23 protein-coding genes are annotated in these 19000 nt (G+C 70.8%); 10 read left to right on the forward strand and 13 right to left on the reverse strand.

Translation table 11 applies throughout. From position 1 onward, the window contains the following. Nucleotides 1–164: 164 nt before the first annotated feature. Genes ABDZ89_RS03695 through ABDZ89_RS03705 form a run of 3 tightly spaced genes read left to right on the forward strand, consistent with a single transcriptional unit; the run spans nucleotide 165 to nucleotide 1835 of the window. Nucleotides 165–302, forward strand: a complete 138-nt coding sequence (locus ABDZ89_RS03695) for a hypothetical protein (protein WP_343776747.1) — start codon at nucleotides 165–167, stop codon at nucleotides 300–302. Further along, on the forward strand, nucleotides 299–1264 hold the full coding sequence (locus ABDZ89_RS03700; RefSeq protein ID WP_343776749.1) for a DUF1616 domain-containing protein: 966 nt from the start codon (nucleotides 299–301) through the stop codon (nucleotides 1262–1264). Before ABDZ89_RS03695 ends, ABDZ89_RS03700 begins: the two co-directional genes overlap by 4 nt. A 1-nt stretch (nucleotide 1265) precedes the next feature. Further along, nucleotides 1266–1835 carry a metal-dependent hydrolase gene (locus ABDZ89_RS03705; RefSeq protein ID WP_343776986.1) on the forward strand — a complete coding sequence of 190 codons (570 nt, stop codon included), beginning with the start codon at nucleotides 1266–1268 and terminating at the stop codon, nucleotides 1833–1835. Between the two features lie 59 nt (nucleotides 1836–1894). Here the strand turns inward: ABDZ89_RS03705 and ABDZ89_RS03710 are convergent, their stop codons facing one another. The 3 genes from ABDZ89_RS03710 to ABDZ89_RS03720 form a co-directional block, all read right to left on the reverse strand. Beyond that, a complete protein-coding gene (locus tag ABDZ89_RS03710) occupies nucleotides 1895–2398 on the reverse strand; it encodes a DUF7344 domain-containing protein (RefSeq protein WP_343776751.1) in 504 nt (167 codons plus the stop codon). A gap of 44 nt (nucleotides 2399–2442) precedes the next feature. Then, on the reverse strand, nucleotides 2443–2949 hold the full coding sequence (locus ABDZ89_RS03715; protein WP_343776753.1) for an NUDIX hydrolase: 507 nt from the start codon (nucleotides 2947–2949) through the stop codon (nucleotides 2443–2445). A 112-nt stretch (nucleotides 2950–3061) separates the two neighbouring features. Next, nucleotides 3062–4228, reverse strand: a complete 1167-nt coding sequence (locus ABDZ89_RS03720; RefSeq protein WP_343776754.1) for a glycosyltransferase family 4 protein — start codon at nucleotides 4226–4228, stop codon at nucleotides 3062–3064. Nucleotides 4229–4781: 553 nt separating this feature from the next. Between ABDZ89_RS03720 and ABDZ89_RS03725 the strand changes: the two genes are divergently transcribed. Both ABDZ89_RS03725 and aglF read left to right on the forward strand, forming a co-directional pair. After that, a complete protein-coding gene (locus ABDZ89_RS03725; RefSeq protein ID WP_343776756.1) occupies nucleotides 4782–5534 on the forward strand; it encodes a glycosyltransferase family 2 protein in 753 nt (250 codons plus the stop codon). A gap of 192 nt (nucleotides 5535–5726) precedes the next feature. Continuing rightward, entirely contained in the window at nucleotides 5727–6479 is a 753-nt protein-coding gene (gene aglF / locus ABDZ89_RS03730) for a UTP--glucose-1-phosphate uridylyltransferase AglF (protein WP_343776758.1), read from the forward strand. A 28-nt stretch (nucleotides 6480–6507) separates the two neighbouring features. Here the strand turns inward: aglF and ABDZ89_RS03735 are convergent, their stop codons facing one another. Then, a complete protein-coding gene (locus tag ABDZ89_RS03735; RefSeq protein ID WP_343776760.1) occupies nucleotides 6508–6900 on the reverse strand; it encodes a VOC family protein in 393 nt (130 codons plus the stop codon). 220 nt (nucleotides 6901–7120) lie between these two features. Between ABDZ89_RS03735 and ABDZ89_RS03740 the strand changes: the two genes are divergently transcribed. Further along, nucleotides 7121–7456: an SHOCT domain-containing protein gene (locus tag ABDZ89_RS03740; protein ID WP_343776762.1), complete on the forward strand. Its 336-nt coding sequence runs from the start codon at nucleotides 7121–7123 to the stop codon at nucleotides 7454–7456. 43 nt (nucleotides 7457–7499) lie between these two features. On the opposite strand, the gene purQ is transcribed toward ABDZ89_RS03740, so the two are convergent. Next, nucleotides 7500–8177 carry a phosphoribosylformylglycinamidine synthase I gene (gene purQ, locus ABDZ89_RS03745; protein WP_343776764.1) on the reverse strand — a complete coding sequence of 226 codons (678 nt, stop codon included), beginning with the start codon at nucleotides 8175–8177 and terminating at the stop codon, nucleotides 7500–7502. Continuing rightward, nucleotides 8174–8425 carry a phosphoribosylformylglycinamidine synthase subunit PurS gene (gene purS, locus ABDZ89_RS03750; RefSeq protein ID WP_343776766.1) on the reverse strand — a complete coding sequence of 84 codons (252 nt, stop codon included), beginning with the start codon at nucleotides 8423–8425 and terminating at the stop codon, nucleotides 8174–8176. The genes purQ and purS overlap by 4 nt, the downstream gene beginning before the upstream one ends. A 180-nt stretch (nucleotides 8426–8605) precedes the next feature. Here purS and ABDZ89_RS03755 point away from each other — a divergent pair, with 180 nt between their 5' ends. Both ABDZ89_RS03755 and ABDZ89_RS03760 read left to right on the forward strand, forming a co-directional pair. After that, nucleotides 8606–9586: a formyltetrahydrofolate deformylase gene (locus tag ABDZ89_RS03755; RefSeq protein WP_343776768.1), complete on the forward strand. Its 981-nt coding sequence runs from the start codon at nucleotides 8606–8608 to the stop codon at nucleotides 9584–9586. Nucleotides 9587–9647: 61 nt separating this feature from the next. After that, a complete protein-coding gene (locus tag ABDZ89_RS03760) occupies nucleotides 9648–9836 on the forward strand; it encodes a hypothetical protein (protein ID WP_343776770.1) in 189 nt (62 codons plus the stop codon). 31 nt (nucleotides 9837–9867) lie between these two features. Here the strand turns inward: ABDZ89_RS03760 and ABDZ89_RS03765 are convergent, their stop codons facing one another. Genes ABDZ89_RS03765 through ABDZ89_RS03780 form a run of 4 tightly spaced genes read right to left on the reverse strand, consistent with a single transcriptional unit; the run spans nucleotide 9868 to nucleotide 13199 of the window. Continuing rightward, nucleotides 9868–10641 carry a class I SAM-dependent methyltransferase gene (locus ABDZ89_RS03765; RefSeq protein ID WP_343776772.1) on the reverse strand — a complete coding sequence of 258 codons (774 nt, stop codon included), beginning with the start codon at nucleotides 10639–10641 and terminating at the stop codon, nucleotides 9868–9870. Then, nucleotides 10638–11774: a glycosyltransferase family 4 protein gene (locus tag ABDZ89_RS03770; RefSeq protein ID WP_343776774.1), complete on the reverse strand. Its 1137-nt coding sequence runs from the start codon at nucleotides 11772–11774 to the stop codon at nucleotides 10638–10640. Before ABDZ89_RS03770 ends, ABDZ89_RS03765 begins: the two co-directional genes overlap by 4 nt. Nucleotides 11775–11781: 7 nt before the next feature. After that, a complete protein-coding gene (locus ABDZ89_RS03775; RefSeq protein ID WP_343776776.1) occupies nucleotides 11782–12153 on the reverse strand; it encodes a 6-pyruvoyl trahydropterin synthase family protein in 372 nt (123 codons plus the stop codon). Then, nucleotides 12153–13199, reverse strand: coding sequence for a zinc-dependent alcohol dehydrogenase (locus ABDZ89_RS03780; protein WP_343776778.1), 1047 nt, complete (start codon nucleotides 13197–13199; stop codon nucleotides 12153–12155). The genes ABDZ89_RS03775 and ABDZ89_RS03780 overlap by 1 nt, the downstream gene beginning before the upstream one ends. Nucleotides 13200–13396: 197 nt before the next feature. Between ABDZ89_RS03780 and ABDZ89_RS03785 the strand changes: the two genes are divergently transcribed. Continuing rightward, entirely contained in the window at nucleotides 13397–13756 is a 360-nt protein-coding gene (locus tag ABDZ89_RS03785; RefSeq protein WP_343776780.1) for a DUF7475 family protein, read from the forward strand. Between the two features lie 60 nt (nucleotides 13757–13816). Here the strand turns inward: ABDZ89_RS03785 and ABDZ89_RS03790 are convergent, their stop codons facing one another. Further along, the gene (locus ABDZ89_RS03790) at nucleotides 13817–14602 is read right to left on the reverse strand and encodes a CDP-alcohol phosphatidyltransferase family protein (RefSeq protein ID WP_343776781.1); all 786 of its coding nucleotides are present in this window, start codon (nucleotides 14600–14602) and stop codon (nucleotides 13817–13819) included. A 93-nt stretch (nucleotides 14603–14695) separates the two neighbouring features. After that, nucleotides 14696–17647, reverse strand: coding sequence for an ATP-dependent helicase (locus ABDZ89_RS03795; RefSeq protein ID WP_343776783.1), 2952 nt, complete (start codon nucleotides 17645–17647; stop codon nucleotides 14696–14698). Nucleotides 17648–17875: 228 nt separating this feature from the next. Here ABDZ89_RS03795 and cmk point away from each other — a divergent pair, with 228 nt between their 5' ends. After that, on the forward strand, nucleotides 17876–18490 hold the full coding sequence (gene cmk / locus ABDZ89_RS03800; RefSeq protein WP_343776784.1) for a (d)CMP kinase: 615 nt from the start codon (nucleotides 17876–17878) through the stop codon (nucleotides 18488–18490). Between the two features lie 42 nt (nucleotides 18491–18532). Here cmk and ABDZ89_RS03805 read toward each other — a convergent pair whose 3' ends face one another. Further along, complete coding sequence (locus ABDZ89_RS03805) at nucleotides 18533–18961, reverse strand: desampylase (RefSeq protein WP_343776786.1); 429 nt, start codon at nucleotides 18959–18961, stop codon at nucleotides 18533–18535. Between the last annotated feature and the right edge of the window lie 39 nt (nucleotides 18962–19000).

Raw genomic sequence — 19000 nt, forward strand, 5'->3', positions numbered from 1 at the left:
AGCGCCTCCACGGCGACGCGGACGCTCCGCTCCGGACGACGCGGATCCGCGCGGCGTCCGGCGGTAACTCGAACTTACCGACTCGAGCAGCCTCCGGAGCCCGAACCCGACGGCCGGGATATGCCCTCCATAACGATATACCGACTCGAGAGAGGTACCCACGAATGAGTGATCGCCATCCCGCACCGGTCGCGTCGCGACGCAGTCGCTCGGCGCGGACGGAGCGGCCCGACGCGGTCGGATCGGTCGACGTCGACGACTCGCGTCTCAGGGCCGACCGCTCGGGCTCCGGACAGCGATGAGTTCGATAGCCGACGAGCTCTTCGAGAGCCGCGACCTCCTCGCGGTCGGCGGGCTGGTCGCGGTCTCGGTCGTGGCGATCGCGATCGGAACGACCGGCGTGGTCCGACTCCCGCCCGCCGTGCTCCTCCTCTTCGTGCTTCCCGGGTACGTGACGGCGACGTTCGCGTACGCCGAGCGAGAGCGCGAGCCGTGGACGTTCGCCACCGTCGTCGAGCGGTTCGCGCTCTCGGTGGGGGGCAGTCTGGCGGTCCTGCCGCTGCTCGCCATCGTCGTCTACCTCGCGGCCGGGGCGCTGTCCGCGTGGGGGCTCGTCGGGCTCGTCGCCGGGTACGTCGTCGTCGGCGCCGCGGCCACGCTCGTCCGTCGCGCCCGTCGCTCCGGAGGGGTCAGCGGACACCGGAGCGGAGCGGCCGGAAGTCGCGCCGGGACCACGGCGTCGTCGAGGCGCCTCTTCGGAGAGCTGACTCCGACGACCGCTATCCTCGCGGTGAGTGTGGTCATCGCGGTCGCGACGCTCGGCGTGGCGGTGACCGTTCCCGCGGACGGGGAGACGGCGACGGACCTCCACCTGTTGACCGAACAGGACGGACGACTCGTCGCGAACGAGTATCCCGACTCGCTGACCGAAGGTGAGTCGGCGGCCATCACCGTCGGGGTGACGAACGACGAGCACCGGACGGTCGAGTACACGGTCGTCACGGAGCTCCAACGCGTTCAGGTCGACGGTCGCTCCGTCGTCGTCACCGACAAGCGCCGGATAGACCAGTACGCCTTCGAGCTGGGACAGGGGGAGAGCTGGCGCGAGTCCGAGGAGTTCCAGGCGTCGTTCACCGGTGAGAACGTCCGTTTCGTGACACACCTCTATCGGGGCGATCCGCCCGAGAACCCGACCGCGGACACGGCCTACCGGACGACGTACGTCTGGTTCGACGTCCAACCCTCGTCGGCGGGCGGTGAGTGAGATGTGGCCGTGGGGTCACCTCGCGGTCGGGTACGTCGCGTTCTCGGCGTTCGTCCGGGTCGTGTTTCGCCGTCCGCCGAGCGACAGGGCAGCGATCGCGCTCGCGGTCGCCACGCAGCTCCCCGACCTCATCGACAAGCCGCTGGCGTGGCAGTTCGGGCTCTTGAGTAACGGTATCGGCGTCGCGCATTCCCTGCTCGTCGGCGTTCCCGCGGCGCTCGTCGTCGGCGTCGCACTCCGATACAAGGGTCGGCCGGAGCTGGGTGCCGGCGTCGCGGTCGGCTACGGCAGCCACGTCTTCGGAGACCTCCTCTTCGCCTCCCTGTTCAGCCGTCCGCCGATCCTCCCGTCGTTCCTCTGGCCGCTCTACACGAGGCCCGTGTCGCCAGCGCCGGGGCTCGGCGCGAAGACGTGGCAGCTGCTGTTGGACAGCCGGGCCCTCCTCGGCGGGGAGATGGGCCGGACGTATTTCCTGCTCGAAGGGCTCCTCCTCTGTGGGACCGTGGCGCTCTGGCTTCGCGACGGAAAGCCCGGCTTACCGCTGCCTCGGTCGGTCGATCGATCGAAGTGAGGAGGGCCCTCGGAGCCTCGACCGGCCGAAGCGGCCGGCGAACTCGCGGGCGGTCCGGCTCAATTCCCGCCGCGCTCGGTTCCGACGTACTGGTAGAGTGCGAGCGCGACCAGGAGCGCCCACGCGACGCCGATCACTATCACTCCGGTCTGGCCGACCGACCCGTCGCCGAGCGTGACCAGCCCGAACACGACGACTCCGAACAGCGCGATCAAGAGGTAGTACCGCCCCCACTGGCGGGGTTCTTCGCCTCCGGGGGCGTCCGCGTCGAGGTAGCGGTTGACGTCGGTGCCCCGGTCGGTGAGCCGGATCTCCCCCGAGTCACCGTCGTACTCGACGATGCCCGCCTCTTCGAGCTTCGGTATGTGCGTCTGGTGGAGGGAGACGTACAGCCGTTTCTCCTGCTTGTCGGTCAGGTCGTCCGGGTCCGTCTCGTTCTCCCAGGCCGCGACCTCAGTGGCGAGGGCCTGCAGCCGGATGCCCTCCCTGTTCCTGTTCAGGTACTGGAGAATGAATCGTCGTCGCGGATTGCTGAGGAGACTGAACAGCTCGTCCTGACTCAATCCGTTTTCCCGAGTTTCTGTCATTTTGTCGGTCGGTGGCGGCGTCACCGTTCTCCGTCCGTCTCCGCCACCGTTCGCTCGACGAACCGCCGGACGGGGTCGAGCGTCGTCGACAGGAGGTCGGTCGGCTCCAGCCAGGCGTAGTCGAGAATGCTCTCAGCCGGGTTAGGTTCGGGCTCGGATCGAAGCGACGCGTCGAACACGGCGTAGACGGTCGTGGCCGGCCGGCTCGTGTGGTGGTAGACACAGCCGCCGACGCGTTCGCCGACGGACGCGCGACACCGGATCTCCTCGCGGATCTCGCGGTCGAGACACGCCGTGAACGACTCTCCGGACTCGACGCCGCCGCCCGGGAGGGTCCAGAACGGCGAGCCGTCCTCGTGGCGTTCCTTGATGAGGAGGACCCGACCGTCGCTCGTGACGAGGGCCTTCGCTCCGAACCGGAGCGCCCGCCGCTCGGGTTCACCCTCCGACACGTTCGGAGGGACGGACGCGGCCCCTCGCTCATCGCGTACCCGCCGGACGACGCCATCGGAAGGGTGGTTTCGCATACCTCTCACCGACAGGACCCGTGTTGATTATTATACGGCTCATACCTCCACACAGGACCACCCTTCTCGCCGACGGTCCGACGGACGCGGCGCCCTCGGCGGGGGTTCGCGATCACTCGCCGCCGTCGTCGTCGAGCGCCCGTGCGTACAGCGAGAGGAGCTCGTCGACGACGTCGGGCCACGCGTACGACTCCTCGATGCGACGGCGACTGACCCGGCCCATCCGCTCCGTCCTCTCCGGGTCCGCGAGCAGCTCCTCGAGGGCGTCGGTCAGCGCGGGCTCGTCCCCGGGAGAGACGAGGGCGCCGTTCGCGTCGTCGACGATGGATGGGATCCCCCCGACGTCGGTCGAGACGATCGCGTTCGCCCCGGCCATCGCCTCCAGGACGGCTATCGGCAGTCCCTCCGCGCGCGTCGGGAGGACGTAGACGCTCCCCTCGCTGAGGAGGTCGCGCTTCCGCGCCTCGGACACGAACCCCGCGTACTCGACCCCGTCGTGCGCGTCGGCGACGGCCTCGGCGTGGTCCGAAAGCGGACCGCTCCCGGCGATCGTCGCCCGGAACCGGACCCCGGCGTCCTGGAGTTCGTCGATGGCCCGCGTCACCTCGACGATCCCTTTCCGCTCGATATGGTTAGAGACGAAGACGAGGTGTGGCGGGTCGGCGACGGGATCGGGGTCGTACTCCTCCGGGTCGACGGCGTTGGGGAGCACGACGATACGCTCCGGCGGGACGCGGGCCGAGAGGACCTCTCGCCAGTGCTCAGAGAGGGCGACGACCGCGGTACAGGCGTCGAACACCGTCTGTTGGAAGCGGGCGGCCGGCGCCGAGGCGTCCTCGATGAACGCGTCGAACGACGATCCGTGGACGTGGAGGATCACCGGTCGCCGCCACAACAGCCCGGCGACGAGCACGTACGGCGCCGAGATGTAAAACGAGAACGAGTGGGAGGTATGGACGTGGACGACGTCGGGCCGCCGGCGCGCGAGGAACCCGAGCCACGTCAGGAGGGCGGTCACCGCGGCCCGGAGGTACTCGAGCGGTCGCTCGGGGGTTCGCACGGCGGTGTCGACGACGTCGAGCGACACGCGGTCCTCGAGGTAGCGCCGCTGTTCCGCGATGTAGCGGCTAATTCCTCCCGTCCCCTCCGTCCGGTATCCCGCCGGACCGACGACGAGCACCGCCGTCGAAGACGCGACCGTCGGCTCGGTCGAACTCGACGCCGAGACCGCTTCCTCGTCGCCGTCGGCGTCGGCGTCGACCCCGCCGACGAGGCTCATTGCGGCCCTCGATCTGGCGCCGACCGCCCCCGTGGGGCGTCCGCCTCGGACGCACGGCCGTACTGTCGATCACCGTCGTCGCAGGCACCGCCCGAGCCGGCGAGCGGCCGACTGAACGGGGCTTCGTTGTCCATGTCCGTCCCCTCCACCGAGATCAGTTTTGTTATCCGTCGACTACCGGTGACGACGCCGCGCGGACCCCCGTACGGCGGCTGTTTCGGGGGTCACACCGCCTCGGTCGTCGCGGCGCCGCCGTGCGACTCGGCGTCACTTCGGACGCGACTCGGCGTCGTCTTCGGACGCGACTCGGCGTCGCTTCGGACGCGACTCGGCGTCGACCGCGACGCGACTCGGCGTCGACCGCGACGCGACTCGGCGTCGACCGCGACGCGATACCGGGGGTCCGACCGCATGAGCCGACGACGGTCGGCGTTGCGTCGCCCGATTCGGCGGCGGTCCGCTCGACGGGTCCGGGAACTGGCGGCCCGGAAGAGAGAGTGACCCGGAAGGTAAGTGATCTATAACGAAACCGCGGACCCCCGTTCCGTGGGACATGACGGACATCAGTGTCATTATCCCCACGCTGAAACCGCCGGACGAGGTCGAATGTCTCGACCACTTGGCCTCCAACTCCTTTTCGGACTACGAGGTCTGTCTCCAGAACGAACCGACGGCCACGTCGGCGCGGAACGCCGGTATCGAGCGCGCGGAGTCCGGCAAACTGGTCTTTCTCGACGACGACTCGCGGCCGCGCGACGGCTATCTCTCCCGGATGTCCGAGGTGTTCGAGACGGAGTCCGCCGTCGCGGGCAGGACGGTCCATCCCCGCGACGACATCTTCGCCGGGAAGCTCACCAACCACTACGACTTCGGCGACGAGCCGCGCTACGTCACGCGCTTTTGGGGCTGTAACATGGGGGTCCACCGATCGGTGTTCGACGAGATCGGCGGGTGGGACGAGGCGATCCCGTGGGGTCACGAGGAGGTCGAGCTCGCGGAGCGGGTGCTCACGGTCTCGCCGATCTACTACGATCCGGAGTTGGTGGTCGATCACCCGTACGCCGACTCGGTGTCGGACTACCTGCGGAAGACGTACCGACAGGAGGTCGAGCAACCGTACCTGTGGGCCAAGCAGGGACGCAGCGACCGGGAGCAGTGGTTGACGATCCTCGGCGACGCGATCACGCCGACGAACTACCTCGGGTTCCCGGTGCGGTCGGCCCTGCTAAACGGCGCCGGAACGCTGGCGCGGGCCGCCGGCCGCGTTCGCGGGATGCGCCGACACGACTCCGTCCCGACAGACTAGCGGGAGCCGAGACACCGGTCGCCGAGACGAAGGGGAGAGCGAGACGGTCGCCGCGACGGATCGCACACCGGGGACCCGCCGCGGGTGCGGCTGTAGCTCGTCCGTTCGTGTTCGAGGTAATCCGGCGGTATACCGCCGCTACGGTCGAATAAGCCGCTCATACTTTAGGTCGTGTTCCGGCCAGTGAGGCGTATGAAAGCAGTCATCCTCGCGGCCGGGAAAGGCACGCGTCTCAAGCCGCTGACGGACGACCGCCCCAAGGCGCTCGTCGAGGTGGCCGGGCGTCCGCTGTTGGAGCACGTCTTCGAACAGCTTCTCGAGGTCGGTATCTCGGAGTTCGTCGTGGTCGTCGGCCACCGGAAACACCAGATCATCGACCGCTACGGGGACGGGTTCCGAGGCGCGTCGATCACGTACGCCCACCAGCCCGAGCAGCTGGGCCTCGCACACGCGCTCTTACAGGCCGAGCCGTACGTCGACGAAGAGTTCGCCCTGATGCTCGGTGACAACGTCTTCGACGCCAACCTCGGGGACGTCATCGACCGACAGCGTCGCGGCGACGTGGACGCGGCCTTCCTCGTCGAGGAGGTGCCCATCGAGGAGGCCTCCCGGTACGGCGTCTGTGAGACCACCGAGGACGGAGAGATCGTCGAGGTGGTCGAGAAGCCGGACGACCCGCCCTCGAACCTAGTGATGACGGGATTTTACACGTTCTCGCCCGCGATCTTCCACGCCTGTCACCTCGTCCAGCCGTCCGACCGCGGCGAGTACGAACTGCCGGACACCATCGACCTCCTGTTGGAGTCCGGTCGGACCATCGACGCGATCCCCATGGACGGCTGGCGGATCGACGTCGGCTATCCCGAGGACCGCGACCGCGCCGAACGCCGGCTGCGAGCCGCCGAGGAGCAGGCGGTGACGGGGAGCGACAGCACCGACGACTGAGGCCGGTCGCAGCCGATTCGGCCTCCGTTCACACCCGCGCTTTCAGTTCCACCCGATAGCCGAACGGGTCGCGGACGTACACCGCTCCGGCCTCCCCGGTGGCGCCCAGCGGCGACTCGAGCGTCTTCTCGACCTCGACGCCGGCGTCGGCGAGTTCGGCCGCCACCTCGTCGACGGACTCCTCGACGACGACCGCGACGTGGTCGTAGTTCGTCTTCGACGGCGCCTCGAACGACTCGGTCGGCCACAGGTGGATCACCGCGGTCGCCGAGAGCCGCACGTCGAAGAAGGGCTTCTCGTCGGCCGCGTACAGCGCGTCCTCGATGCCGAAGCCGAGTTTCTCGCCGTAGAACTCGCGGGCCTCGCCGACGCCGTCCTCGGGTATCCGAAGGTTCACGTGGTCGATGTGGCGCGCCTGCATACTCGTACCGACGGGCGCCGGCGGAAAAAGTCGCCCGGGTCGACGGGACCTCTCACCGCCCGCGAACGAGCCGTGCGTACTTATGTGTAGACGTGTAACTACTTCCCATGACTGTGTTTACGAGACCGAACCGGGTCGGCGACGGGTTCGCCGGTGACGGGTTCGCCGGCGACGAGTTCGGTATCGGTAGGCCCCGAGGCGGGAACGGAGGGGTGGGGCGATGATGGGCGGCGCCGGGATGATGGGCGGGATGGGCGTCTGGACGTTCCTCTTCCCGCTGCTCGCGCTCTTCGCCGTCGCGGCGCTGCTCGTGTTCGGCGCCTTCGGGATCCGCGCGCTCGCCGAGGACGCGAGCGACGAGACGGCGGACGCCGAGTCCGACGAGGACCCGGTCGAACGGCTGAAGCGACGGTACGCCGAGGGCGAACTCACGGAAGCCGAGTTCGAACGGGCGCTGGAACGCGAACTCTCGGAGGAGACGGGCGGGACGGAGAGCGGGCTCGGCGAGGTCGGGTCGGACCGCCGTGCGCGCTCCGAGCCGGCACGCGAGCGGTGACGCGGCGATCCGGAGGGCCGCGGGCGACGGGCTACCGGATCGGTCAGGCGAACGCTTCGAGGATCCCCGCGCCGTCCGTGCTCCGGCCGAGGTCGGTGAGGGTGGCGCGCTCGGGGTGGGGCATCAACACGGCGACCGTCTCGCGCTCGCCGAGGACGCCGGCGACGTTGTCCGTGGAGCCGTTCGGGTTCGCGGCGTCGGTGACGTTCCCCTCGGCGTCGCAGTAGCGGAAGAGGACCCTGTCGTCGTCGAGGAGGTCGTCGTGTGCGTCCGCGCCGATCTCGAAGCGCCCCTCGCCGTGGGCGATCGGGATCTCGATCACGTCGCCCTCGTCGTAGGCGGCGGTCCACGGGGTGTCGGCGCGCTCGACGCGCAGGTGAACCGGCTCACACTGGAAGCGCGCGGAGGCGTTCGTGGTGAACGCGCCGGGCGTCAGACCGGACTCAGAGCCGATCTGCGCGCCGTTACAGACCCCGATCACGGGGACGCCGTCGTCGGCCGCCTCGCGCACCTCCTCCATGATCGGGTCGCGGGCCGCCATCGCGCCGGCCCGCAGGTAGTCGCCGTAGGAGAAGCCGCCGGGAAGCACGATCCCGTCGGCGTCGTCCGGGAGGCCGTCCGCGTGCCAGACGCGCTCGGCGTCGACGCCGAGGTGGTTCAACGCTCGGACCGCGTCGCGATCGCAGTTCGAGCCGCCGAATTGGACGACGGATACCGTCATCGCTCCGCGACCGCCACGTCGTAGTCGTGGATCGTCGGGTTCGCGAGCAGCCGCTCGGCCATCTCGTCGGCGCGCGCGGCCGCCTCGTCGGCGTCGGCGGCGTCGAGGTCCACCTCGAAGCGGTCCGCCGAGCGGAGGTCGGACAGATCGAACCCGAGCCGTTCGAGGGCCTGCTGGGTCGTCTCGGCTTCCGGGTCGAGGACGCCCCGCTTCAGTCGGACCGTCACCGTCGCCGTGTATGCGGTCATGGATTGTGGTGCGGAGTCGTGTGTAAAAACCGTTTTGGAACGGCGTTTATGCCCACGTTCGTGGATATAGATCGGTCGACCGTGCGGGAGGCAGGGACCGCGCGGAACGAAAGGGGCAAAACCCTCCGACTGCTCTGATGGGTGTATGCAGCCCGTCGAACCCGCGGAGGTGATCGTCGCATGACCCGCGAACTGACCGAGATCACGGTCGTCGGAGGAGACAAGACCGGACTCATCGCGCGGGTCACCTCCCTGCTGTTCGAGCGGGGAATCAACATCGAGGACCTCGATCAGGCGGTCCGCGAGGGCGTCTTCCGGATGACGATGCGCGTAGACGCGTCCGAGATGGAAACGTCCCGCGGCGAACTCCGCCGCGCGCTCGCCGAGCTCGGGCGCGAACTCGACGTCGACATCCAGGTGCGGTTCCCGAGCGACCGCGACGCGCGCCGCGTCGCGCTGCTCGTGACGAAGGAGACCCACGCGCCGGAGGCCCTCCTGGAGGCCGAGGCCAACGACGAACTCGCCGACGACGGCGAGGACGCGGAGATCCCGGTCGTCATCGGGAACCGCGGCGACCTGCGGTCGCTCGCGGAACGCTACGACAAGCCCTTCTACGACGTCGGCGACGGCAACGGCAACACCGACGAGGGCCGGCTCCTCGACCTCCTCGCCGAGTACGAGGTGGACCTGATCGCTCTGGCCCGGTACATGCGCATCCTCTCGCCGGAGGTCGTCTTCCGGTACGAGGGGCGGATCGTCAACGTCCACCCCTCGCTGCTCCCGGCGTTCCCGGGCGCCGAGGCGTACCGGCAGGCGAAGGACGCCGGCGTCCGTATCGCGGGCGTCACGGCCCACTACGTCACGACCGACCTCGATCAGGGGCCGGTCATCGCCCAGCGCGCCTTCGACGTGCCGCCGAACGCCGACGTCGACGAGATCAAGCGCCGCGGGCAGCCGCTGGAGGCCGAGGTGTTACTCGACGCGGTCCGGCTCCACCTCGCGGACGCCATCGCGGTCCACCGCGGCACCGTCCACGTGCGCGAGGACGTCGACGTCGACGCGCAGCTCGGCCTCTCAGACGCCGCCGTCGACGCGAACCCCGACGAGCCCGTCGACGGCGAGCCCCTCGGCCGGTCCCGACCGTCGCCCTCGGACGACTGAGCGTCGGTCACGACCCCGCCATCGACTACTTTTAATCGACTGCGGCCCCACCGTCGGTCCGATGACCGATCGTCGCACGCGGACGCAGTTCGTCGCGGACACCGCCGCCATCGTCCGGAGCGACGAGCGACTGGTGCTGTTCTTCCTCCTGTTACTCTCCGTCGCGGCGCTGGCGGTGTTCCTCCACTACACGACGCTCGTCTTGGAGGGACTGCCGGAGCCGATCCCGACCGATCCGGTCCTCCCGTGAGCCGCGACGTCGACCGCCCCACGCGCCGCCGTCAGTCCAACCGAACCAGCAGGTCGCGGTTCGCCGCCTCGTAGCGGAGCCGGCCCGCCTCCAGCGCCCGTCGCCGCCGCGCCGCCCAGTCGCTCGCGTCGAAGCCCGTCTCGCCGACCGCGCCCTCGACCGTGTCGAGCAGGTGTGCGAGCACCGTTCGCTCACCGGACTCGTACGGCGGTTCGATCACCCACGGAGACGGGCCCTGCGCGATCACCGTCGCCTCCCGCGCCAGCGCCGCCGCGCCGTCCGGGCCGCCGGGGCGGTACTCGCGCATGTGTCGGTGGTAGCGGTCGACGACCGCCTCCTCGTCGGGGTCCGGCGGGGCGAAGCGGGTCTCGCCGTCGTAGGTGATCGGCGCGTACGCGAGCGGGGCAACTTCGGCGAGGGCGTCGACCGCCGGAGCCGCGTCGACCACGTCGAAGAACGCGCAGCCGACCACGGCGTCGAACCGTCGCCCCCCGGCCGCCGCGTCGCTCGCGAACTCGAAGGCGTCGGCGACTCGGTACTCGACGTCGATATCGCCGACCGCGTCGCCGACGCGTGCCTCCCCCGCGGCGAGCGCCTCCTCGTGGGCGTCGACGGCGACCCACCGACCGCCCTCGATCACGTCCCACTCGCCGAAGCGCTCGACCATCGTCGCCGTGCCGGCGCCGACTTCGAGTATCTCCGGCTCGGGCGGGAGCTCGCTCGCGAACCGGTCGAGCACCTCGCGGTTCAGCGAGCGGTCGTCGAGCGCGCGCTTCGCGTCGAGGTAGGTCGCGTGGTCCGTCACGCGTGTTCACCCCCGGCCTCCTCGCCGCCGGCCACTCGCTTCAGGAAGTCGACGACGCGGTCCAACGTCTCGGGCCAGCTCGGCCACGCCTCGTAGTCGCGGCGCGCGGCGGCACCCATCTCGGCGAGCCGATCGCGGTCGTCGAGATCCCGGAGCGCCCGAGCGACGGCCGCGGGGTCGCCGGGCGGGACGAGGACCCCCGACTCGCCGTCGCGGACGAACTCTCCGGCCCCGCCCGCGGTCGTCGCGATCGGGACGCAGCCGAAGCCCATCGCCTCTAAGTACACCATTCCGAACGGCTCGTACCGCGAGGGCACCGCCAGCACGTGGCTCTCGCGGAGCCGCTTCGCGACCGCCGCGTCGTCGAGTCGACCGGCGAAGCGGACTCGGTCGTCGACGCCCGCGGCGGTCACCGCCTCGGAAGCGGCCTCCGCGTGACCGGGGGCAACGGTCCTGTCGCCGACGACCGTCAGGCGCCAGTCGACCTCGCCGCCGCCGAGTCGCGCCGCGCCGTCGACGAGCGCGTCGAGGCCCTTGCGGGGGACGACGTTGCCGAGGAACGTCACCTCCAGCGGCCCCGAGCGCGCTCGCTCTCGGATCTCCGCCTCCGTGACCGTCGGCTCGAATCGGTCGCCCGCGGGCGGCGCGACCACGCTCCGCTCCGGCCCCCCGAGGGCGGCCGCGTCCCGCCGCGTCGTCTCAGCGTTGTACGCCGCGGCGTCGACCCCGCGGAAGAACCGGCGTTCGATCGCCGCGACGCCGCGACGACCCAACTCGGCCCGGACGCCGCCGCCCGCTGCCCCGCTTCGCGCTACCCCGCTCCGCGCCGCCCGCGCGCGCTCGGCGATCATGTGGACGAGCGCGACGGCCGGGACCCGGAGCCGGCGGTTGAGGGCGAGCACCGAGGGGTGTGCCAGCCCGTCCTCCACGACCACGTCGAACGCGGAGAGCGGGTCCGCGAGTCGACGAGCGCCGACGTTCGCCGCGAGGCGTCGGCGGTACGATCCGCGCGGCAGCGAGAATACTTCAACCGCGTGACCGCGCTCGCGGAGCCGGTCGCGGAGCCGGCGGTCGTAGTAGAAGCCGCCGGACTCGGACTCGATGTCGCCGGCGAGCACGAGGGCGACGCGCATCCCGCGGTCACCGCAGCTCGCCGGCGTACGAGACGCTCGCGACGTCGTCTTCACGGACCGTAACGGTCAGCTCCGTCGCGGCCGGGGCGTCGATGTCGGCGAGCGCCTCGAACAGCGCGCGCGCCAGCCGCTCGGTGCTCGGATTGCCGTCGAGCCGGTCGTTGAGGGTCTCGTCGCGGTAGTCGTCGGCCGCGTCGGCCAGGGTTTCGCGCGCGAGGTCGATGTCGAGCAGATAGCCGTACTCGCCGAGTTCCGGTCCGCTGAACGTCGCCTCCGCGGTGAAGGTGTGGGAGTGGAGCGTCGCCTCGTCGGCGGGCGGGTTCGGCACGGTGAGGAAGTGCTGTGCGACGAACGTCTCGCTGACGGTGAGTTCGTACATCAGTAGGTGAAGAGGAGTTGGATGGTGGGTTCGCGCTCGTCGGCGAGCCGCCGATACGCGGTCGGCGCGTCGGCCACGGGGACGCGGTCGGTGACGAGGCGGTCGGTGACGTCGAGGTCGTCGTCGAGTCGGCGGAGTTCGCGCCAGGCCGTCTCGCGGCGGCGCTCTCGGTCCCAGCGCCCGCGTAGCTCCGGGGCGATGGTGGTGACCTGACTGCTCCGGACGGTCACCCGGCCGCGGTGGAAGTGGTCGCCGAAGCCGAGGTCGGCGCGCTTCGTGCCGTACCACGATCCCACGACCACGTCGCCGTCGAAGCGGACGCTCTCGACCGCGGTCTCCAGTGTCTCGGGCCGGCCGGAGACCTCGACCGCGAGGTCGACGCCCCCGGTTCGGTCGCGGACCGCCTCGACGACGCCCGCCCGCGCGTCGTGTCGGCTCGGGTCGACGGTCGCGTCGGCGCCGAACTCGCTCGCGAGCGCCCGGCGGTCGTCTCGGGGCTCGACCGCGACGACTGTCTCGGCGCCGCTCCGAGCCAGCAGCGCCGTCGTGAGCAGTCCGACGACGCCCTGACCGAACACCGCCACGCGCTCGCCGAGTCGAGGAGCGGTGTCGACGGCGAGAGTGACCGCGGTCTCGGCGTTCGCGAACAGGGTCGCCGTCTTCGGGTCGAACCCCTCCGGGACCGGGCGGAGCCCGTCCGGGGAGACGGCGAACCGGCTCTCGTGGGGGTTGAACGCGAAGACGGTGCGGCCGCGCCATTCGGGGTCGACCGCGTCGCCGACCGCGGTCACGCGCCCGACGACCGCGTAGCCGTACCGGAGCGGGTACGAGAGGTCGCCTTCGAGCGCGGACAGTTCCTCGTCCGCGACGGTTTCGGGGTCGAGGTCGCCCCGGTAAGCGAGCAGCTCCGAGCCGGCGCTCACGGCCGAGACGGTCGCCTCCACGACCACCTCGTCGGGGTCTGGAACCGGGTCGTCGATCGGGACCACGTCGACTCGTTCCGGTCCTGTGAACTCCACCGCGTGCCCGGCGTCGCCCTCGCTCACGGCGACTCACCCGTCCGCGGTCGGCGACTGAGACGGTGTGGCATTACCGATCACAGGGACCGATCGGACATAAAGCCCCGCGAGGACCGACGCCGGTCGCCCGACCGGCGAGACCGACGGGTCGAACCGCCGTCGGCGGGGTCGGCGCCCGGGCGACGAATAGACCTAAGTCGACCGGGGCCGTGTTACGGGTGTCCATGTCATACTCCGATTCCGGCGCCGCCGGCGCGCGAGTGACTCCCCTCCACTGGATCGGAATCCTCGCCGCGACGGTGACCGCTATCGCCCACGTCGTCCTCGGCGTTCAGTTCGGCGGGACGTTCATGATCCTGTTCATCTTCGCGGCGATCGGATTCGGGGCCGGCATCGCGGCGGTCCTCGCCGGGTACCGCCGACGCCTGGTGTACGCGTTGGGAATCCCCTTCACGGCAGGGCAGATCGTCATGTGGTGGGTCCTCAACGACGTGCCGCCGATCCCGACGAGCCACGCGGTCGACAAGGTCGCGCAGGTCGTGTTGATCGCCGTCCTCGCGGTGCTGCTGTACAGGGAGTCGTAGCCGTACCGCCGAGAACGGAACCCGTATCGAACTGACCACTGAGATCCGCCGCAGCCTCCGTCAGTCGGCGCCGCGACCGGCCGCGATCGGCGGGTCGTCGCGGCCGAGTCGGCCGGTCGCGGCGGCCCAGTCGCGGGCGAAACTCGCCAACAGCGTCGCGAGCGCGAGCGCCGCGACGGCGGCGAGCCACGCCGGCGTCGTCGATCCGACCGTCGGGAGCAGCGCGAGCGCGACGACGCCGAACTGCGCGCTCCCGACGAACGGGCGGACCCGGCTCGGCGGGAGTTCGTACACGGGCGCCCCGCTCCGTCGCCGTCGCCACAGGGACCCGGCGTAGGCGTACCAGACGCCGCCGGCGACGAGATACCACGCGGGGAGGGCGCCGACCGCGACGGCGACCGCGGCGCCGACGAGGACGGCCAGCGCGTCCGTCGCGCCGTCGAGGCGCGCGCCGAACACGGTCTCACGGGTGCGGCGGGCGACCGCTCCGTCCACCGCGTCGAGGCCGACGGCGCCGGCGAAGAGTCCGAGCGGCACCCACGGGTTCGGCGGCGGAGCGACCAGCGCGCCGGCGAGGACCGCCGCGAGCGAGCCGCGGAACAGCGTGACCGCGTTCGCCGGGCCGAGCCGTGAGCCGGGGTCGCCGCCGCCCGGCGGGTGGTTCGCCGGGAGGTTGGTCCACGCGTACGCCGTGAGGTACGTTCCGGGCGGCACGGCGGCGAGGACCCACTCGGTGCCGAACGGGCGCCAGAGCGCGGCGAGGCCGAGGACGCCGAGAGCCACGCCCGCGACGAACCGCAGGCGGAGCCGGGACGGCACCCTCGCGGAGTCCTCCGAGCGCGTCATGTCTCTGGCCGTCGGACCGCGTCGTGTTCGGTGTTGCGGTCGAGCGCCGCGACGGCGGCGGGCGATCGGACTCGGGATCAGCGGATCACGGGGTTACCCGGTTTCTCGATCGGTCGGGTCGGGCCGCTCCTCTGCGCTCCGTGGAGTCTCGCCGATCTCCTCCATCACGCGGGCGTGGAACTCGCGGAGGACGGCGGACTCGTCGTCGGCGATGACGGTGTCGGAATCGACGAGCGTCGCCAGCCCGAACGCGAGCGGGCTCGGCGAGTCGACGACGCGGTGCTCGACCGCGAGGTCGCCCGCGGCGATCCGGCCGACGACCTCGCGGATCCCCTCGACGTCGAGCCGGTCCTCTAACAGTTCGCGGTACGTCTCCTCTAACACCGCGAACTCGTCGAGGTCGGCCGCGAACGACAGGAGCATCTCGGCGGAGACCTGCTGTTCGGCGGCCGACTTCTCGTACCCCTTGTACCGCTTCAGGATCATCAGCGAACGCCCGGCGTCGATCCGGAAGTACCGCTGGAGGAGGTCGGTCCCTTGGACCGCCTCGCGCAGGTCCTCCCGGACCGTCAGCGGGTCGAGGTCGGCCAGAATCCGTGCCACGTCGACCTTGCGGTTCAGCGGGAGCGCGAGGCTGAACCCGCGGTCCGCGACCGCGACGGCGACGTTGGCGTCCGTCCGGTTCGCGACCGCGGCGGCGACGAGCCGCGAGAGCCCGTCGTTGAACCGCCGGCCGTACGTCGAGTGGACGTAGAACCGCCGCTTGTACTCGTTGCGGTCGAGCTCCTCCTCGACGACGAGGCGGTCGGGAGTCGAGACGGCCGTCGCCCCCGCGTACTTGACCTGCTCGTCGTACATGCGGGCGAGCGCTCGGACCGCGTTCTCGTCGAGGGGGAACCGGCGGAGCCACGCGCGGACCGCGGCGGGGCCAGCACTCGACTCGTCGCCGGTCAGGCGATCAAGGAGTTCGGCCTGGAACGCCAACACCTCGCGGGCGAGGTCCGCGGAGAGGGGCAGGCGCTCGGCGAACCACGACGGGACGGTGGGCCGTTCGCTCGTGCGGTCGGCGTACACCTTTGAGCCGCGGCGGTAGCGGAAGGCGAACCGCTCGCCGCCGAGCGCGAACACGTCGCCGGACTCCAGGGTGTCGAGGTACGACTCGTCGAGGGTGCCGACCCACTCGTCGTCGCGCGTGAACACGTCGCAGGTGAACGAGTCGGGTATCGTCCCCACGTTCGTCATGTAGATGACCCGCGCGAGCCGGCCGCGCTTCCCGACGAGCGTCTCGCCGACCGGGAACTCCGGGTGGTGGTGCTCGCCGTCCGGCGGGTCGTTGGCGTCGCGCCACACCTTCGGGTAGACGTTCTTCGACTCCAGTCCCTCGTAGTCGGCCGTGAGGTACCGCATGAGCCGCTCGTAGTCGCCCTCGTCGAAGTCGCGGTACGGGTGGGCCCGGCGCAGCACCTCTCGGATCTCGCGGTCGGGTCGGATCCGGTTGATCGCCATCCCGTACACCTGCTGGGCGGCGACGTCGTAGGCGCCCTCGGGCGGGAACACCCGGTCGACGAACCCCTCCTCGGCGCGCGCGAGCAGCGCGGCGCACTCGATCAGCTCGTCGCGGTCCAAGGCGAACACCCGCCCTTCGACGGTCTCGCCCGGGCTGTGGCCCGCGCGGCCGACGCGCTGGAGCAGCGCCGCGACGGACTTCGGCGACCCGACCTGGACCACCAGGTCGAGGTGTGGCATGTCGATGCCGAGTTCGAGGCTCGTCGAGGTGGTGACCACGTCGAGCTCGCCCGCCTTCAGCCCCTCCTCGACGCGGGTCCGCTGGGTCTCGCCGAGGCTCCCGTGGTGGACGCCCGAGTCGGACTCGTCGTAGTCGAACCGCTCGCGGAGCTCCTGGAGCGTGCGCTCGGCGCCCGACCGGGAGTTCGTGAACACGAGCGTGTTCTCGTGGCTCTCGATCAGGTCGCGGAGCGACTCGTAGAACCGGTCGGTCACCGCCGACCGCGGGGTGTGGATCAGGTCGGCGGCGGGCGTTTTGAGTTCGAGGTCGAACTCCCGCGAGAACCGCGCGTCGACCACCTCACAGGGGCGCGTTTCGAGGCCGTCGGCGTCGCCCGGCGCACCCGAGACTCGGTCGCGGCCGACGAGGAACGAGGCGATCCCGTCGAGCGGTTCGACGGTCGCCGAGCAGCCGATCCGCGTGATGTCGTCGGTCGCGTCCGGGGGCGCGGTCGCTGTCGACTTCTCGTCGTCTCCCTCGTCCCTCTCAGGGCTCGTCCGCGTCAGTTCCGTCAGTCGCTCCAGTGACACGGAGAGGTGCGTCCCGCGCTTGTTCGCGGCCAGCGAGTGGATCTCGTCGACGATCACGTACTCGACGGTGCGGAGCTTCTCCTTGAACTTCGGCGAGTTGAGCAGGATCGCGAGCGTCTCGGGCGTGGTGTTGAGCACGTGGGGCGTCTCCGAGAGCATCGCCTGCCTGTCGGCCTTCGAGGTGTCCCCGTGGCGGATCGCCTGCCTGACGCCGGGTTCGTAGGCGTCGGCCTCGTCCCCTGAGGCCTCCTCGCCTCCCGCTTCCACCGCCGCGACCGCCTCACCGATCCCGTCGATCGGGGTCGCCAGGTTACGCTCGATGTCGTTCGCGAGCGACTTCAGCGGCGAGACGTACAGGCAGTAGACGGAGTTGTCGAGGTCGCCGGCGCGGTCTCGCTCGAAGAGGTCGTCGAGGACCGAGAGGAAGGAGGCGAGCGTCTTCCCGCTGCCCGTCGGCGCGGCGACGAGGCAGTTCTCTCCGTCGTCGACGTGGGGGATCGCCTCGCGCTGTGGCGGCGTGAAGAAACCGCCATTCTCCCCGACGTACTCACCGAACCGCTCGACCCACCAGCGCCGGACCGGCGGCGAGAGCCGCGCGAGCACGTCGGCGTCGGCTATCGGCACCGTCTCCGGATCGAAGTCGGGGTTCTCGACCGCCCCGCGGTCGACGGCGTCCCGGAGGAGGGACCGCGCGGCCGCCTCGTCGCCGCGGTCCGTGGACTCGCTCACGTCCGATCGGTGGGGTCGGGGAGGGAAATCGGTTGCGTCGGTGCGGATCGCTCCCCCGCGAGAGCGCTCGGAACCGACCCGTCGTCCGTCAGCTCCGCGGACGTTCGCGGAACCGACCCGTCGTCCGTCGGCTCCGCGGATCTCGCGGAACCGACCCGTCGTCCGTCGGCGCCGCGGATCTCGCGGAACCGACCCGTTTATCCGACGGCCTTCCGTGCCGCAAGACGCATGAGCGGAACCTCGCCGGAGCCCGAGCGACGGATAGACCGCAACCTGTTCGTCACCGTCTCCGGACCGCCGGGCTGTGGCGCCACGACGCTCGTCGAGGGCGTCGCCGAGGCGCTCGACTGCGGCTACGTCTCCGGGGGCGAACTGTTCCGCGAGATCGCTGCCGAACGCGGCATGAGCCTCTCACAGCTGATCGCCGAGACCGGCGAGTCCGAGGAGATCGACCGCGCGCTCGACCGGCGGCTCCGCCGGATCGCCGAGAAGTGGGGCGCCGCGAACAAGGCGTTCGTGCTGGAGTCGCGGCTCGCGGGCTGGATCGCCGGCAACCGCGCCGACGTTCGGATCTGGCTCGACGCGCCCGAGGAGGTCCGCGCGGACCGGACCGCCGACCGCGAGGAGATGACCTCCGAGATGCAGGTCCGCGAGGTCATCGAGGAGCAGCGCTACAAGTCCTACTACGGGATCGACCTGTCCGACCGCTCGATCTACGACCTCGCGATCAACACCGGCCGCTGGGACGCCGAGGCGACGCTCGACCTGGCGCTCACGGGCATCGAAGGGTACGACGTCGAGGCCGACGAGGGCGCGTTCGACACGCCCGACTTCGAGATCTGAGCGGTCCCGCACGGCCCCCCTCCTCCGGGAGTCCGCTTCGGATCAGTCGTCCTCCCGCACGGCGACCGTCTCCTGTTCGAACGTCTCATCCCCCGCGCGCCAGCGCCACGACCCCACGAACGGGTGGCCGTCCAGCGCGCAGATGACGTACGAGCGGTCCGGCCACGTCGCGCGCTCGGCGTCCGTCTCGCTCGGCCGGGGCGGTCCCGCCGGGTGCGAGTGGTAGAACCCGACCACGTCGCGCCCCGCGGCCTCTATCCCGTCGATCAGTTCGAGCAGTTCCGCCGGATCGATCCGGTACCGAGTCCGCGGCGTCTCCGCGACGTTCTCGGCCTCGTGAGCCCGCGCGACGACGCTCGGCTCGTCCCCGTCGCCGCGGGTCCCGGCCAGCACGCCGCACACCTCCGCCTCCTCGCCGTCGGACGCCCGGGAGACGACCTCGTCGTAGACCGCCCTGGGGAACTCGATCACGACCGTACCGACGGGGGCTTACCCGATAAGTCCGGCCCA

The organism is Halorubrum ejinorense (genome assembly GCF_039522565.1).
GTDB classification, from domain to species: domain Archaea; phylum Halobacteriota; class Halobacteria; order Halobacteriales; family Haloferacaceae; genus Halorubrum; species Halorubrum ejinorense.